The sequence below is a fragment of the Polaromonas sp. AET17H-212 genome (assembly GCF_002379085.1).
GTDB lineage: Bacteria > Pseudomonadota > Gammaproteobacteria > Burkholderiales > Burkholderiaceae_C > Polaromonas.
In genome coordinates, this window is the sequence record NZ_NBZW01000013.1 from 34,117 (window position 1) to 48,810 (window position 14,694).

The window sequence follows — 14,694 nt, forward strand, 5'->3', positions numbered from 1 at the left end:
GACCTGTTGAATGCCCCCTTTTTTCGAACCCTCTGGAGAGACCATGCACAAACGAATCTTTCTCGGCACGCTGGCCCTGGCTGTTGCCGCCCTGGCTGCAGGCGGCGCTGTGGCGCAGACCAACACCTTCAAGGTCGGCCTGATTCTTCCCATGACCGGTCCTTTCGCCTCGACCGGGCGCCAGATTGAAGCGGCGGCCAAGCTCTACATGGCACAAAACGGCGACAACGTGGCCGGCAGGAAGATCGAGCTGATCATCAAGGACGACACCGGCACGCCCGACGTCACCAAACGCCTGGCGCAGGAAATGATCGTCAATGACAAGGTCAACGTGCTGGCCGGCTTCGGCCTGACGCCGCTGGCCTTTGCCACCGCGCCGCTGGCCACGCAGTCCAAGACACCGATGGTGGTGATGGCGGCGGCCACCTCCAGCATCACGCAGGCTTCGCCCTACATCGTGCGCACCAGCTTCACCTTGCCGCAGGTCACCGTCGGCATTGCCGACTGGGCGCCAAAAAACGGCATCAAGAAGGTGGTGAGCCTGGTCTCCGACTACGGCCCCGGCATCGACGCCGAGCGCACCTTCAAGGACCGCTTCACCTTCAATGGCGGCACCGTGGTCGAGGCCGTGCGGGTGCCGCTGCGCAACCCCGACTTCGCCCCTTTCCTGCAGAAAGTACGCGACGCCAAGCCTGACGCCGTGTTTGCCTTTGTGCCCTCGGGCGCAGGCTCCGCGCTGATGAAGCAGTTCGCCGAACGCGGCCTGGACAAGGCCGGCATCAAGCTGATTGCCACCGGTGACGTGACCGATGACGACATCCTGAACGACATGGGCGAAGTCGCGGTGGGCGTGGTGACTTCGCACCACTACTCGGCGGCCCACAAGTCGGCGCTGAACCAGAAGTTTGTCGACGCCTTCAGCAAGGCCAACAAGGGCCTGCGCCCCAACTTCATGGCCGTCGGCGGTTACGACGGCATGCGCGTGATTTACGAAGCCCTGAAAACCACCAAGGGCAAAGGCGACGGCGAGGCCTTGCTGGGCGCCATGAAGGGCCAGGTCTTCGAGAGCCCGCGTGGCCCGGTGTTCATCGACGCGCAGACCCGCGACATCGTGCAGAACGTCTATATCCGCAAGGTCGAAAAAGTCGGCGGCCAGCTCTACAACGTCGAGTTCGAAACGATCAAGGACGTGAAGGACCCGGGCAAGACGAAGTAGTGGTACACCCCCATCCAGGCTCACTGCGTGTAGCCTGTTTCCCCCCTTGCAGGGGGCAACGCCTGCGGCCCGGCAAAGCCGGTTCCGCGGCGTTCCTGAAATGGCCTCCTTCAAGCAGCTTCTGACTATCCGGCCAAAACATGTTGACCATTCTTTTTGACGGCATCGCCTACGGCATGCTGCTGTTTGTGCTCGCGGTCGGCCTGGCGGTCACCATGGGGTTGATGAATTTCATCAACCTCGCGCATGGCGCGTTTGCCATGGTCGGCGGCTACATCACGGTGCTGCTGATGCAGCGCCTGGGTGTGCCTTTCCTGCTGTGCCTGCCGCTGGCTTTCCTGGGCGCCGCGCTGCTGGGCGGGCTGCTGGAACGCACGCTGTACCGGCCCATGTACGCCAAGCCACACCTGGACCAGGTGCTGTTTTCCATCGGCCTGACCTTCATGGCCGTGGCCAGCATGGACTACTTCATGGGTTCGACCCAGCAGATCATCCAGCTGCCCGACTGGCTGCGTGGCCGCACCGAGCTTGGCAGCGGCGCCTGGGTGCTGGGCATGGGGCACTACCGGCTGTTCATCATTGCCGTGTGTGCGGCGCTGACGATTGCGCTGCAGTACGTGCTGGCGCGTACCCGTTTCGGCAGCCGCCTGCGCGCCTCGGTCGATGACCAGCGCGTGGCCGCCGGCCTGGGCATCAATGTCAATGTGGTGTTTCTCTCCACCTTTGCCGTCGGCTCGGGCCTGGCCGGCCTGGGCGGCGCGCTGGGCGCCGAAGTGCTGGGGCTGGACCCGACCTTTCCGCTGAAATTCATGATTTACTTTTTGATCGTGGTCGCCGTCGGCGGCACCTCGTCCATCACCGGGCCGCTGCTGGCGGCGCTGCTGCTGGGCATTGCCGACGTGGCGGGCAAGTACTACATGCCCAAGCTCGGCGCCTTCATCGTCTACAGCCTGATGATCGTCATCCTGATCTGGCGTCCGCAAGGCCTGTTTGTGCGCAAGGGGGGCAAGTGATGACCAACGCGACCCAAAAATCCCTGCTCCACAGCTCGCGCCTCAAGCCTTGGGAGCCGGTGCTGTGGCTGCTGGCCTTTGCCTCGCCGCTGCTGCTGTCCAGCCACGCGCTGATCATCAACGAGATCGCCATCGTGGCGCTGTTTGCCATTTCGCTGGACCTGATCCTCGGCTACACCGGCATCGTCTCGCTGGGCCATGCCGCGTTTTTCGGCATGGGCGCCTATGCCGCGGCGCTGTTTGCCAAACACGTGATGCCCGATCCACTGGTCGGCCTGGCCTTTGCGATCGGCGTCTCGACCCTGCTCGGCGCGATCTGCAGCCTGACCATCATGCGCGGCAGCGACCTGACGCGGCTGATGGTCACGCTGGGCATGGGCCTGATCCTGATGGAGCTGGCGAACCGGCTGGACTGGCTGACCGGCGGCGCCGACGGCCTGCAGGGTGTGCTCATGGGGCCGCTGCTCGGCACCTTCGAGTTCGACCTGTCCGGCCGCACCGCGGCGTATTACTCGCTGTGTATCGGCCTGGTGTTTTTTGTGCTGGCCCGGCGCCTGGTGCATTCACCCTTCGGCGCCACGCTGATGGCGATTCGCGACAACCGCCTGCGCGCCATGGCCATCGGCATTCCGGTGCATTCGAGGCTGGCGCTGGTCTACACGGTGTCGGCCGGTGTGGCCGGTGCGGCGGGGGCCTTGCTCGCGCAGACCACCGGTTTTGCCTCGCTCGACGTGTTCGACTTTCACCGCTCCGCCGACGTGATGCTGGTGCTGGTGGTCGGCGGTGTCGGCTGGCTCTATGGCGGCATTGTCGGCGCGGTGGTGTTCAAGCTGATGCAGGACACCTTGTCGAGCATCACGCCCCAGTACTGGACCTTCTGGATCGGCCTGTTCCTGGTGGTGCTGGTGCTGGTCGGGCGCGAGCGCCTGCTGCGGCCCTGGACCTGGTTCCGGAAGCGGGGCGGCGCATGACACAGACCGTGCTTCAGGCCAGCGGCCTGGTGATGCGTTTTGGCGGCATCACGGCGACCAACAACGTCACGCTGAATTTGCAACAAGGCGCGCGCCACGCGCTGATCGGTCCCAACGGCGCCGGAAAAACCACGCTGATCAATCTGCTGACGGGTGTGCTGCAGCCGACCGAAGGGCGCATCACCCTGCTCGGCGAAGACATCACGCAACTGGCGCCGCACCAGCGTGTGCAGCGCGGCATGGTGCGCACCTTCCAGATCAACCAGCTGTTCGACTCCCTGACCCCGCTGCAGACGCTGGCGCTGACGGTGTCGCAACACCAGGGCCTGGGCCTGCGCTGGTGGCAGGCGCTGGGGCGCAACGCCGCGGTGAGCGAGCGCTGTGCACAGCTGCTGGAGCAGTTTCATTTGACCGAGGTGATGGACCAGCCGACCCGCGTGCTGGCCTACGGCAAGCGCCGGCTGCTGGAAATTGCGATTGCGCTGGCCTGCGAGCCGCGCGTGCTGCTGCTCGACGAGCCGGTGGCCGGGGTGCCGGCCGGCGAACGCGAGGAACTGCTGCAAACCGTGGCGGCCTTGCCGGCCGACGTGTCGGTGCTGCTGATCGAACACGACATGGACCTGGTGTTCAGCTTTGCCACACGCATGACGGTGCTGGTCAACGGCACGGTGCTGACCGAGGGCGACCCGGACCAGATTGCCAACGATCCCGAAGTCAAGGCGGTCTACCTGGGTCATGGCGAAGATGCCAAAGGGGAGGCCCGGCATGACTGAACTGCTTCGGGTTGACAAGCTCAGCGCCGGTTATGGCGAGGCGGTGGTGCTGCAGGGCGTCTCGCTGTCGCTGGACGAAGGCAAGACGCTGGCGCTGCTGGGGCGCAACGGCACCGGCAAGACCACGCTGATCAACACGCTGGCCGGCGCCACGCGCCAGCACGGCGGCAGCATCACGCTGGCGGGCAAGGCGCTGCACAAGATGGCGCCGCATGAACGCGCAGCCGCCGGCATAGGCTGGGTGCCGCAGGAGCGCAACATTTTCAAGTCGCTGACGGTGCATGAAAACCTGACCGCGGTGGCGCGGCCGGGCCGCTGGACGCCGGACCGGGTGTACGAGATGTTCCCGCGCCTGGGCGAACGCAAGGGCAACCTGGGCACGCAGCTGTCGGGCGGCGAGCAGCAGATGCTGGCGGTCGGCCGCGCGCTGGTGCTCAACCCGCGCCTGCTGCTGCTCGACGAGCCGCTCGAAGGCCTGGCGCCCATCATTGTCGAGGAGCTGCTGCTGGCGATTCGCCGCGTGACGCGGGACGAGGGCCTGTCGGCCATCATCGTCGAGCAGCATCCGCAGGCGATCCTGAGAATCTCCGACAGCGCGGTGGTGCTGGACCGCGGCACGGTGGTGCATGCCGGCACGGCGGACGAGTTGCTCGACCAGCCGCAACTGCTCGAGCAACTGCTGGGCGTGGCACGTTGACCCTGAGGGGTGGATGGACTGCTATTTAATTGATAGCTGGTTGCGTACGGTAGACAAGGGCTGGAGGCACTTTTGATGCATGGCCCTGCCGGCGCAACCCGTGGCCGGCTCCGGCCGCGCCGCCGGATGGACCAAAATGGCGCGATGCCAACGATCGCAAGGACACCATGATTTTTCAACGCCTGGCCGGCAGCCTGCTGGCCTTCCTGGTGCTGGCCCTGCCGGCTGCGGCCCAGACCTTTCCCAGCAAGCCGATCCGCATCGTTGTGCCCTTTGGGGCCGGCGGCGTGGCCGACCTGACGGCGCGCACGGTGGCGCAAAAACTCAGCGAGTCGCTGGGCCAGCCGGTGGTGGTTGACAACAAGCCCGGCGCCGGTGGCGTGGCGGCCGGCGAGATGGTGGCGCGGGCCGAGCCCGACGGCCACACCCTGCTGCTGATGTCCAACGGCACAGCGGTCAGTGCGGGCCTGTTCAAGTCGCTGCCGTTTGATGCGCTGCGCGACTTCGCGCCGGTTTCCACGCTGGGCTTTTTTGACATCGCCGTGGTGACGCCTGCCGATTCGAAATTCAGGACCCTGGGCGACCTGCTGGCTTTTGCCAGGGCCAACCCCGGCAAGCTCAACCTTGGCAGCATCAACATCGGCAGCACGCAAAACCTGGCGGCCGAGCTGTTCAAGATCAGCTCCGGCGCCGATGTGCAGATTGTTCCGTTCAACGGCACGCCGGCGGTGGTCACGGCCCTGCGTGGCGGCCAGATCGACGCCGCGGTGGAAATCCTCGGCCCCATCCTGCCGCAGATCCGGGCCGGCGCCCTGCGTGCGCTGGCCGTCACCGGCGACAGGCGCGCCGCGGTGCTGCCCGAGGTGCCGACGGCCAAGGAAAGCGGCCTGCCCACTTTTCTGGCCTCCAGCTGGAACGCGCTGGCCGCGCCGGCCAAAACACCGCCCGGCGTGATCGCGCGGCTGAACCGGGAGGTGGTGGCCGCCGTCAACGCGCCGGAGGTCCGCAGGAAGCTGGCGGAATTGAACGTCGAAGCGCGCGGCAGCTCGCCCGAACAGGCCGCCGAACTGCTGGCCGGTGAAACCAGGCGCTGGGGCGAGGTGATCCGGCGCGCCAGGATTCCGACGCAGTAACGAAGCGCATGAAGCGATCGGGTCGGCGACAAGGCGGACCCATCAACCACAGGAGAAGCATCCGTGAAGTTTGAACATATCGGCATGGTGGGTTATGGCGAGGTCGGCAAAGTTTTCACCGCCGGCCTCAAGGACAAGGTGGCGGGCATCAGCGCCTGGGACCTGACCTTCGAGGCGCCGGCTGTGCGCGAGGCGCAGCGCGCCCATGCGGCGCAGGCCGGTGTGGCGGCCTGTGCGTCCATGGCGGAGCTGTGCGGGCGGGCCGACCTGCTCATCTCGGCGGTCACGGCGTCCAACACGCTGGCCGTGGCGCAGGCGGCCGCCGCCCATGTCCGGCGCGGCACGGTTTTCCTGGACCTGAATTCCGCGTCACCCGGCAGCAAGCAGCAGGCCGCGGCCCTGATAGACGCCGCCGGCGGGCACTATGTCGAAGCCGGTGTGATGACCTCGGTGCCGCCCTACGGCATCCGGGTGCCCATGCTGCTGGGCGGCGCGCGTGCAGCCGAACTGGCCGGCGTGCTGGCGGGCTGGGGCATGGATGCGAAGGCGGTCAGCGAGCAGCTCGGTGTGGCCAGCGCCATCAAGATGTGCCGCAGCGTGATGATCAAGGGCCTGGAGGCGCTGGTGATCGAGAGTTACACCACCGCCCGCGCCTACGGCGTGGAAGACCATGTGTTGCCGACGCTGGCTGAAACCTTCCCCAGCATTGACTGGGAAAAGCAGGGCGCCTACTTTTTCAGCCGCGTGGTGCAGCACGGCCAGCGCCGTGCCGAGGAAATGCGCGAGGCGGCCAACACCGTGCGCGAGGCCGGCGGCGGCTTCGCGCCCTTTATGGCCTCGGCCATTGCCGACAAGCAGCAGTGGGTGGCCGACCAGGCGAGGGCCGGCGTGTTTGCCGGCCTGGGCAAGGACGCCCGCTGGCAGGACTACGCAGACCGCCTGCTGGCCGCTGTGCCGAAGGCGCCGTAGCGACGGATTCCGGAGACTGCGGGCGCCTGTCCAGGAGCCATGGGTCTGGGCAAGGTCAGGCGTAAGGCTTGATGGCCTCGACCACCACCGACTTGACCACCTCGATCGCCATTTTCTGCGTGTCGGTGCTGGCGCGGCGCGAGGAGCGCGCCAGCATCAGCTCGCTCATGATGCGCGGAGAGTGGATGCTGCGCAGCAGGAAGGGCTCGGGATCATGGACGTTGCTCAGCGTGTAGCTGGGCAAGACGGCATGGCCCATGCCCTCCTTGACCAGGCTCAGGATGGCGTTCAGGCCGTCCACCTCCAGCGTGATCTGCGGCTTGCGGCCTATCGTGATCATTTCGCTCTCAATCAGGATGCGGAAGGCGTTCGGGCGGCTGGGCAGGATCAGCGGCAGCTCGGCCACCTCGGCGAGGCTGATGGGCTGCCGCTTGCCTGCCTTGCCCTTTTTCGCAGCCCCGGGCTTGCTGCTGGTCCGGGGGGAAATCAGCACCAGTTCTTCGGTGTGCAGTGTCGTGATGTCCAGCTCGGGCGAGCGCTCCGAGTTGTAGAGCACGGCCATGTCGAGGTTGCCGACGCGCAGGCCCTCGTGCATGAGCACGGAAAAGCCTTCGGTCAGCGTCAGCTGGGCGTGCGGCAACTGCTGGCGGAAAGCCCGGGTGAGCGGCACCGTGATGAGTTTGGACAGGCTGGGCGGCAGGCCGATGGACACCCGTCCGGCCAGGGCGCCGCGTGCGGCGCCCAGTTCTTCGCGGGCCACCTCCACCTGGTGCAGGATGCCGCGCCCATGCTTGAGCAGCAGCTTGCCGGCTTCCGTCGGGATGGCGCCGCGCCCGTTGCGGGTCAGCAGGTTCTGCCGCAGCTCCACCTCCAGCAGGCGGATCTGGCGGCTCAGCGCCGGCTGGGCAATGTCCAGCGCAATGGAGGCGCGCGTGAAGCTGCCGAGTTCGGCCACGCGCACAAAATATTCAAGCTGCTTGAGGTCCATGGCGGGAAGGGAAGCGGGTTGTCCTGAATGGATATAACAGGCGGCGATCAATGCCGGTATGTTATATCAGCTAGAAACCGCGCTGCCTTGGCGCGAGGCGGAGCCGTCGTCACAATCAAAGGCATGACCACCCACGCTGACCGACTGCCATGACGACCGACATCAAGGGCATTTCCTCCATGGCCACGCGCCTGGTGCTGGCCGATCTGGTGGCAGCCTTCGAGCAGCAATCGGGCTGCCGCGTGGCCATCGAGTCGGTGGGCGGCGTCGATGCGGCCCGCCGCGTGCAGGCCGGCGAGGCCTTTGATGTCGTGATCCTGGCGTCCGACGCGATCGACAAGCTGATCGCCTCCGGCCATGTGCTGGCCGGCAGCAGGGTGGACCTGGTCCGCTCGGGCGTCGCCGTGGCCGTGCGCGCCGGTGCGCCCAGGCCCGACATTGCGACGGAGGATGCGCTGCGCGAGGCCGTGCGCGCCGCGCGCAGCATCAGTTACTCGACCGGGCCCAGCGGCGTGGCGCTGGCCGGCTTGTTCGAGCGCTGGGGCATCGCCGAGGAGATCAAGAACCGCATCGTCACACCGCCGCCGGGCGTGCCGGTCGGCTCGCTGGTGGCGCGCGGCGAGGTCGAGCTGGGCTTTCAGCAACTGAGCGAGCTGATGCACCTGGAGGGCATCACCGTGATGGGCGCCTTGCCGCCGGCGATCCAGATCATCACCACTTTTTCGGCCGGCGTCTGCAGCGGCACCCGCCACGCCGAAGCGGTGCGCGCCATGCTGGCCTTCATGAACACGCCGCAGGCCGCCGAGGCCAAGCGCCGCCAGGGCATGGACCCGGCCGCCTGACCGACACCCCTTGCATCCACACGAGAACAGGAGACCTTTATGAAAAAATCATTGATCATCGACTGCCACGGCCACTACACCACCGCGCCCAAGGCGCTGGAAGTGTGGCGCAACCGGCAGATCGCCGGCATCAAGGACCCGGCCATGATGCCCAAGGTGGCTGAGCTGAAGATCAGCGACGACGAGTTGCGCGAGTCGATCGAGACCAACCAGCTGCGCCTGATGAAAGAGCGCGGCAGCGACATCACGCTGTTTTCGCCGCGCGCCAGCTTCATGGCCCACCACATCGGTGACTTCAATGTCTCGTCCACCTGGGCGGCCATCTGCAACGAACTCTGCTACCGCGTCAGCCAGCTCTTTCCCGACCACTTCGTGCCGGTGGCGATGTTGCCGCAGTCGCCCGGCGTCGATCCGGCCACCTGCATCCCCGAGCTGGAAAAGTGCGTAAAAGAGTACGGCAATGTCGGCATCAACCTCAACCCCGATCCGTCGGGCGGTCACTGGACCTCGCCGCCGCTGTCCGACAAACACTGGTACCCGATCTACGAGAAGATGGTCGAGTACGACATCCCCGCGATGATCCATGTGAGTACCAGCTGCAACGCCTGCTTTCACACCACCGGCGCGCACTACCTGAACGCCGACACCACGGCCTTCATGCAGTGCCTGACCTCGGACCTGTTCAAGGACTTCCCGACGCTGCGCTTCCTGATTCCCCACGGCGGCGGCGCCGTGCCCTACCACTGGGGGCGCTTCCGCGGCCTGGCGCAGGAGCTGAAAAAGCCGCTGCTGTCCGAGCATCTGCTCAACAACATCTACTTCGACACCTGCGTCTACCACCAGCCGGGCATCGACCTGCTGAACACGGTGATCCCGGTGAAAAACGTGTTGTTCGCCTCCGAGATGATTGGTGCGGTGCGCGGCATCGATCCCGAAACCGGCAACTACTACGACGACACCAAGCGCTACATCGAGGCCAGCAAGATCCTCAGCGCGGAAGACCGCCACCAGATCTACGAGGCCAATGTGCGCCGTGTGTTTCCGCGCCTCGACGCGCGCCTCAAGGCCAAAAGCCTTTAATTGACGGAGCTACGAATCATGACCACACTGGGAATTGTCAAACGCAACATCGTGCGCGCCGACCAGGCCGCCGTCGCCCGGCTGACCCGCCTGGGCGCCGCCACCGTGCACGAGGCGATGGGCCGCGTCGGACTGATGAAGCCCTACATGCGTCCCATCTACCGGGGCGCGCAGGTGTCGGGCACCGCGGTGACCGTGCTGCTGCACCCCGGCGACAACTGGATGCTGCATGTGGTGGCCGAGCAGATCCAGCCCGGCGACATCGTGGTGGCGGCCCTCACCGCCGACAATTGCGACGGCTTCTTTGGCGATCTGCTGGCCACGTCCTTCATGGCACGCGGCGCCCAGGCGCTGGTGATCGACGCCGGCGTGCGTGACGTCAAGACGCTCGAGGAAATGGGCTTCCCGGTCTGGAGCAAGGGCATCAGCGCCAAGGGCACGATCAAGGCCACGCTGGGCTCGGTGAACATTCCGGTGGTGTGCGCGGGTGTGAACGTCAACCCCGGCGACGCCGTGGTGGCCGACGACGACGGCGTGGTCGTCGTGCCGGCCGAATGGGTGAAAACGGTGGCTGACGCGGCCGAAGCCCGTGAAGCCCTCGAGGGCGAAAAGCGCGCCAAACTCGCCGCGGGCGTGCTGGGCCTGGACATGTACAACATGCGGGAGCCGCTGGCCAAGGCCGGCCTCAAGTACATCGACTGAAACGCTTTTTCGTTTTCCCCCTTCTGCTTTTTATTAACTGCCTGTTCAACCCGGTCATCCCCATGTTCATTGCAACCCTTTGTTTGTCGCGCAGGCTGTCCATGGCGCTTGTCGCGGCCGCGCTTGCCGGCGCCTTCCCGCTGCTGGCGTCGGCCCAGCCCTATCCCGCCAAACCCGTCAAGGTTGTGGTCGGCTATTCGGCCGGCGGTGCGGTCGATGCGGTGGCCCGCACCGTGGGCCAGGCTATGTCGGTCAGCATGGGGCAGACCTTTGTGGTGGACAACAAGCCCGGGGCCGGCACCAACATCGCCGTCAAGTCGGTCATCGCGGCCGAGCCCGATGGCTATACCCTGATGATGGCGGCCAATGCCCTGGCCGCCAACATGGCGCTGTACCAGCCCGCACCCTTCGATGCCGAGCGCGACCTGGTGGCGGTGTCACTGATCGGCCGCGTGCCGGTGGTGATTGCCGCCAATGCCAGCGCCCCTTATGCCAGCATCCAGCAGCTGATCGCCGCGGCCAGGGCCAAGCCGGGCAGCATTTCATTCGCCAGCCCGGGCAATGGCTCCACGCCGCATATGGCGGTGGAGTTCTTCAAGCGTGCGGCGGGCATCTCCCTGCTGCACATTCCCTACCGTGGCGGTTCGCAGGCGCTGACCGACGTGATCGGCGGCCAGCTGCCGCTGGTGGCTGTCAATGCACTGGAAGTGCAGCCGCATGTGAAGAGCGGCAAGCTCAAGGTGCTGGCGGTGCTGAGCACCAACCGTTCGGCCATCTTTCCGGAGGTGCCGACCATCGCCGAGTCGGGCTTCCCCGGTTTTGAGGCCTCGGTCTGGTACGGCCTGGTGGCGCCGGCCGCCACGCCCAAGCCCATCGTGACCCGGCTCCACGCCGAGGTGCAGAAAGCCCTGCAGACCAAAGAAGTGCGCGACCGCATGACGGCTGTCGGCGGCGAGGTGCTGCCCGGCAGCGCCGAGATGTTTGCCGCCCTGATTCGCTCCGAACGCCAGCGCTACGAAAAACTGGTGCGCGAAGCCAACATCAAGCCTGACTGATGGACAAGACCATGGAATTCACCAAGACACCCGGCTGGCTCGACTGGTACGCCGGCCCGTCCAAACCCCGCTTCCAGCTGCCCGCCGGCGCGGTGGACGCGCACTGCCATGTGTTCGGCCCGGGTGCGCAGTTCCCCTATGCGCCCGAGCGCAAGTACACGCCGTGCGACGCCTCCAGGGACCAGCTGTTTGCCCTGCGCGACCACCTGGGTTTTGACAAAAACGTGATCGTGCAGGCCACCTGCCACGGCAGCGACAACCGGGCGCTGGTCGATGCCCTGCGGCACTCGAACAACAAGGCGCGCGGTGTGGCCACGGTCAACCGCAACGTCACCGGCGCCGAGCTGCAGGACATGCATGAAGCCGGCGTGCGCGGCACCCGTTTCAATTTTGTCAAACGCCTGGCCGACTTCACGCCGCGCGAGGTGTTGCTGGAGATTGCCAACCGGATTGCACCGCTGGGCTGGCATGTGGTGGTGTATTTCGAGGCGCAGGACCTGCCCGAGCTGTACGACTTTTTCACCGCGCTGCCGACCACGGTGGTGGTGGACCACATGGGCCGGCCCGATGTAACCAAGCCGGTGGACGGCCCCGAGTTCGAGCTGTTCGTCAAGATGATGCGCGAGCACGGCAACATCTGGAGCAAGGTCAGCTGTCCTGAGCGGCTCAGCGTGAATGGCCCGCCGGCCCTGAACGGCGAGCAGAACGCTTACCGCGACGTGGTGCCTTTTGCCCGGCGCCTGGTCGAGACCTTTCCCGACCGTGTGCTCTGGGGCACCGACTGGCCGCACCCCAACCTGAAAAACCACATGCCCGACGATGGCCTGCTGGTGGACTACATTCCCCATATCGCCACCACGCCCGCCTTGCAGCACAAGCTGCTCGTTGACAACCCGACCCGGCTTTACTGGGGAGACTGATCATGTCACTCGAAAAACCCTACCTCGACGTCCCCGGCACCACCATTTTTGATGCCGAGCAATCCCGCCTGGGCTACCACCTGAACCAGTTCTGCATGTCGCTGATGAAGGCCGCCAACCGCGAGCGCTTCAAGGCCAATGAACGCGCCTACCTTGACGAGTGGCCCATGACCGAGGAGCAGAAACAGGCGGTGCTGGCACGCGACCTGAACCGCTGCATCAAGGCCGGCGGCAACATCTACTTCCTGGCCAAGATCGGTGCGACCGATGGCAAGAGCTTCCAGCAGATGGCAGGCAGCATGACCGGCATGACCGAAGAGGAATACCGCGACATGATGATTGCCGGCGGCCGCTCCGTCGAGGGCAACCGCGTGGTCGGTGAAGACGGGACCGCGCAGGCCCAGCACCAACCCCAAGGCAAAGCCGGCCAGAAAGCGAGTGCCTGAACATGGCCAAAATCACCGCATCCGTTTACACCTCCCACGTGCCGGCCATCGGCGCGGCCCTCGACCTGGGTAAAAGCAGCGAGCCTTACTGGCAGCCCGTGTTCAAGGGTTACGACTACTCCAAACAGTGGCTCAAGGACAACCCGCCCGACGTGATTTTCCTGGTCTACAACGACCACGCCACGGCGTTCAGCCTGGAGATGATTCCGACCTTCGCCATCGGCACCGCCGCCGAGTTCACGCCGGCCGACGAGGGCTGGGGTCCGCGCCCTGTGCCCAAGGTCATCGGCCACCCCGAGCTGGCTGCGCACATTGCGCAGTCGGTGATTCAGCAGGACTTCGACCTGACCATCGTCAACAAAATGGACGTGGACCATGGCCTGACCGTGCCGCTGTCGCTGATGTGCGGCCAGCCGCAGGCCTGGCCCTGTCCGGTGATCCCGTTTGCCGTCAACGTGGTGCAGTACCCGGTGCCGTCGGGCCGGCGCTGCTTCGAGCTGGGCAAGGCCATCCGCAAGGCCGTCGAGAGTTTTGACAAGCCGCTGAATGTGCAGATCTGGGGCACGGGCGGCATGAGCCACCAGCTGCAGGGCCCGCGCGCCGGCCTGATCAACAAGGAATTCGACAACGCCTTCCTCGATCAGCTGATCACCGACCCGGAAGGCCTGGCCAGCAAGCCGCACATCGACTATGTGCGCGAAGCCGGTTCCGAAGGGATAGAGCTCGTGATGTGGCTAATCGCCCGCGGCGCCATGTCCGACGTGGCCGGCGGCCCCGCGCCCAAGGTTGCCCACCGCTTTTACCATGTGCCCGCCAGCAACACCGCGGTGGGCCACCTGATTCTGGAAAACAAGTAACACCCCCGTTCGGGCTGAGCCTGTCGAAGCCTTGCCCTTCGACAGGCTCAGGGCGAACGGACACCAAGGAAAGTAATCATGACCAAAACCATCAAAGTCGCGCTCGCAGGCGCCGGTGCCTTCGGCATCAAACACCTCGACGGCATCAAGAACATCGACGGTGTCGAAGTGGTCTCGCTGATCAGCCGCGACCTGGAAAAGACCAAAGAAGTTGCTGCCAAATACGGCATCGCCCACGTCAGCACCGATCTGGCCGACAGCCTGGCGCTCAAGGAGGTGGACGCCGTCATTCTGTGCACGCCGACCCAGATGCATGCCGAGCAGTCCATCGCCTGCATGAAGGCGGGCAAACACGTGCAGGTGGAGATCCCGCTGGCCGACACGCTCCAAGGTGCGCAGGCCGTGGTCGCCCTGCAGAAGCAGACCGGGCTGGTCGCCATGTGCGGCCACACGCGCCGTTTCAACCCCAGCCACCAGTATGTGCACAAGGAAATTGCGGCGGGCCGCTTCAACATCCAGCAGATGGATGTGCAGACCTATTTCTTCCGCCGCAGCAACATGAATGCACTGGGCCAGCCGCGCAGCTGGACCGACCACCTGCTGTGGCACCACGCGGCCCATACGGTGGACCTGTTCGCCTACCAGTGCGGCAGCCCCATCGTGAAAGCCAATGCCATCCAGGGCCCGATTCACCCGGCGCTGGGCATTGCCATGGACATGAGCATCCAGCTCAAGGCGGCCAATGGCGCGATCTGCACCTTGAGCCTGTCCTTCAACAACGACGGGCCGCTGGGCACCTTCTTCCGCTACATCGGCGACAGTGCCACCTACATTGCGCGCTACGATGACCTGTTCAACGGCAAGGAAGAAAAAATCGACGTGAGCCAGGTCGATGTTTCCATGAACGGCATCGAGCTGCAGGACCGCGAGTTCTTCGCCGCCATCCGCGAGGGCCGCGAGCCCAATTCCAGTGTCGCCAAGGTATTGCCGTGTTACCAGGTGCTGCACGACCTGGAACAGCAACTGAACTGA

The 14,694-nt window shown here is 65.5% G+C and carries 16 protein-coding genes; 15 read left to right on the forward strand and 1 reads right to left on the reverse strand.

From position 1 onward, the window contains the following. Positions 1–43 precede the first annotated feature (43 nt). The 7 genes from B7G53_RS11745 to B7G53_RS11775 all read left to right on the forward strand — a co-directional run bounded on the left by B7G53_RS11745 (position 44) and on the right by B7G53_RS11775 (position 6,772). Positions 44–1,216 carry an ABC transporter substrate-binding protein gene (locus tag B7G53_RS11745; RefSeq protein WP_096667820.1) on the forward strand — a complete coding sequence of 391 codons (1,173 nt, stop codon included), beginning with the start codon at positions 44–46 and terminating at the stop codon, positions 1,214–1,216. A gap of 140 nt (positions 1,217–1,356) precedes the next feature. Further along, complete coding sequence (locus tag B7G53_RS11750) at positions 1,357–2,229, forward strand: branched-chain amino acid ABC transporter permease (protein WP_096667822.1); 873 nt, start codon at positions 1,357–1,359, stop codon at positions 2,227–2,229. Beyond that, positions 2,229–3,200 carry a branched-chain amino acid ABC transporter permease gene (locus B7G53_RS11755; protein ID WP_096667824.1) on the forward strand — a complete coding sequence of 324 codons (972 nt, stop codon included), beginning with the start codon at positions 2,229–2,231 and terminating at the stop codon, positions 3,198–3,200. The genes B7G53_RS11750 and B7G53_RS11755 overlap by 1 nt, the downstream gene beginning before the upstream one ends. Next, complete coding sequence (locus B7G53_RS11760; protein ID WP_096667826.1) at positions 3,197–3,973, forward strand: ABC transporter ATP-binding protein; 777 nt, start codon at positions 3,197–3,199, stop codon at positions 3,971–3,973. Before B7G53_RS11755 ends, B7G53_RS11760 begins: the two co-directional genes overlap by 4 nt. After that, entirely contained in the window at positions 3,966–4,670 is a 705-nt protein-coding gene (locus B7G53_RS11765; protein ID WP_096667828.1) for an ABC transporter ATP-binding protein, read from the forward strand. Before B7G53_RS11760 ends, B7G53_RS11765 begins: the two co-directional genes overlap by 8 nt. Before the next feature lie 167 nt (positions 4,671–4,837). Next, entirely contained in the window at positions 4,838–5,803 is a 966-nt protein-coding gene (locus B7G53_RS11770; RefSeq protein WP_096667831.1) for a Bug family tripartite tricarboxylate transporter substrate binding protein, read from the forward strand. Between the two features lie 63 nt (positions 5,804–5,866). Beyond that, positions 5,867–6,772 carry an NAD(P)-dependent oxidoreductase gene (locus B7G53_RS11775; protein ID WP_096667833.1) on the forward strand — a complete coding sequence of 302 codons (906 nt, stop codon included), beginning with the start codon at positions 5,867–5,869 and terminating at the stop codon, positions 6,770–6,772. A gap of 55 nt (positions 6,773–6,827) precedes the next feature. Here B7G53_RS11775 and B7G53_RS11780 read toward each other — a convergent pair whose 3' ends face one another. Further along, on the reverse strand, positions 6,828–7,760 hold the full coding sequence (locus B7G53_RS11780) for a LysR substrate-binding domain-containing protein (RefSeq protein WP_096667835.1): 933 nt from the start codon (positions 7,758–7,760) through the stop codon (positions 6,828–6,830). A gap of 149 nt (positions 7,761–7,909) precedes the next feature. Here B7G53_RS11780 and B7G53_RS11785 point away from each other — a divergent pair, with 149 nt between their 5' ends. The 8 genes from B7G53_RS11785 to B7G53_RS11820 all read left to right on the forward strand — a co-directional run bounded on the left by B7G53_RS11785 (position 7,910) and on the right by B7G53_RS11820 (position 14,694). Further along, positions 7,910–8,602, forward strand: coding sequence for a substrate-binding domain-containing protein (locus B7G53_RS11785; protein ID WP_255249983.1), 693 nt, complete (start codon positions 7,910–7,912; stop codon positions 8,600–8,602). Between the two features lie 51 nt (positions 8,603–8,653). Then, positions 8,654–9,682 (forward strand): amidohydrolase family protein, encoded by a 1,029-nt coding sequence (locus tag B7G53_RS11790; RefSeq protein WP_096667971.1) that lies wholly within the window; start codon positions 8,654–8,656, stop codon positions 9,680–9,682. An 18-nt stretch (positions 9,683–9,700) separates the two neighbouring features. Then, positions 9,701–10,384, forward strand: a complete 684-nt coding sequence (gene ligK / locus B7G53_RS11795; protein ID WP_096667837.1) for a 4-carboxy-4-hydroxy-2-oxoadipate aldolase/oxaloacetate decarboxylase — start codon at positions 9,701–9,703, stop codon at positions 10,382–10,384. Positions 10,385–10,446: 62 nt separating this feature from the next. Further along, positions 10,447–11,439, forward strand: a complete 993-nt coding sequence (locus B7G53_RS11800; protein ID WP_096667839.1) for a tripartite tricarboxylate transporter substrate binding protein — start codon at positions 10,447–10,449, stop codon at positions 11,437–11,439. A gap of 11 nt (positions 11,440–11,450) precedes the next feature. Continuing rightward, entirely contained in the window at positions 11,451–12,359 is a 909-nt protein-coding gene (locus tag B7G53_RS11805) for an amidohydrolase family protein (RefSeq protein ID WP_096667973.1), read from the forward strand. Positions 12,360–12,361: 2 nt separating this feature from the next. Further along, positions 12,362–12,805: a protocatechuate 4,5-dioxygenase subunit alpha gene (gene ligA / locus B7G53_RS11810; RefSeq protein ID WP_096667841.1), complete on the forward strand. Its 444-nt coding sequence runs from the start codon at positions 12,362–12,364 to the stop codon at positions 12,803–12,805. Between the two features lie 2 nt (positions 12,806–12,807). Beyond that, positions 12,808–13,662, forward strand: a complete 855-nt coding sequence (locus tag B7G53_RS11815; protein ID WP_096667843.1) for a class III extradiol dioxygenase subunit beta — start codon at positions 12,808–12,810, stop codon at positions 13,660–13,662. A gap of 78 nt (positions 13,663–13,740) precedes the next feature. Continuing rightward, entirely contained in the window at positions 13,741–14,694 is a 954-nt protein-coding gene (locus B7G53_RS11820; RefSeq protein ID WP_176491349.1) for a Gfo/Idh/MocA family oxidoreductase, read from the forward strand.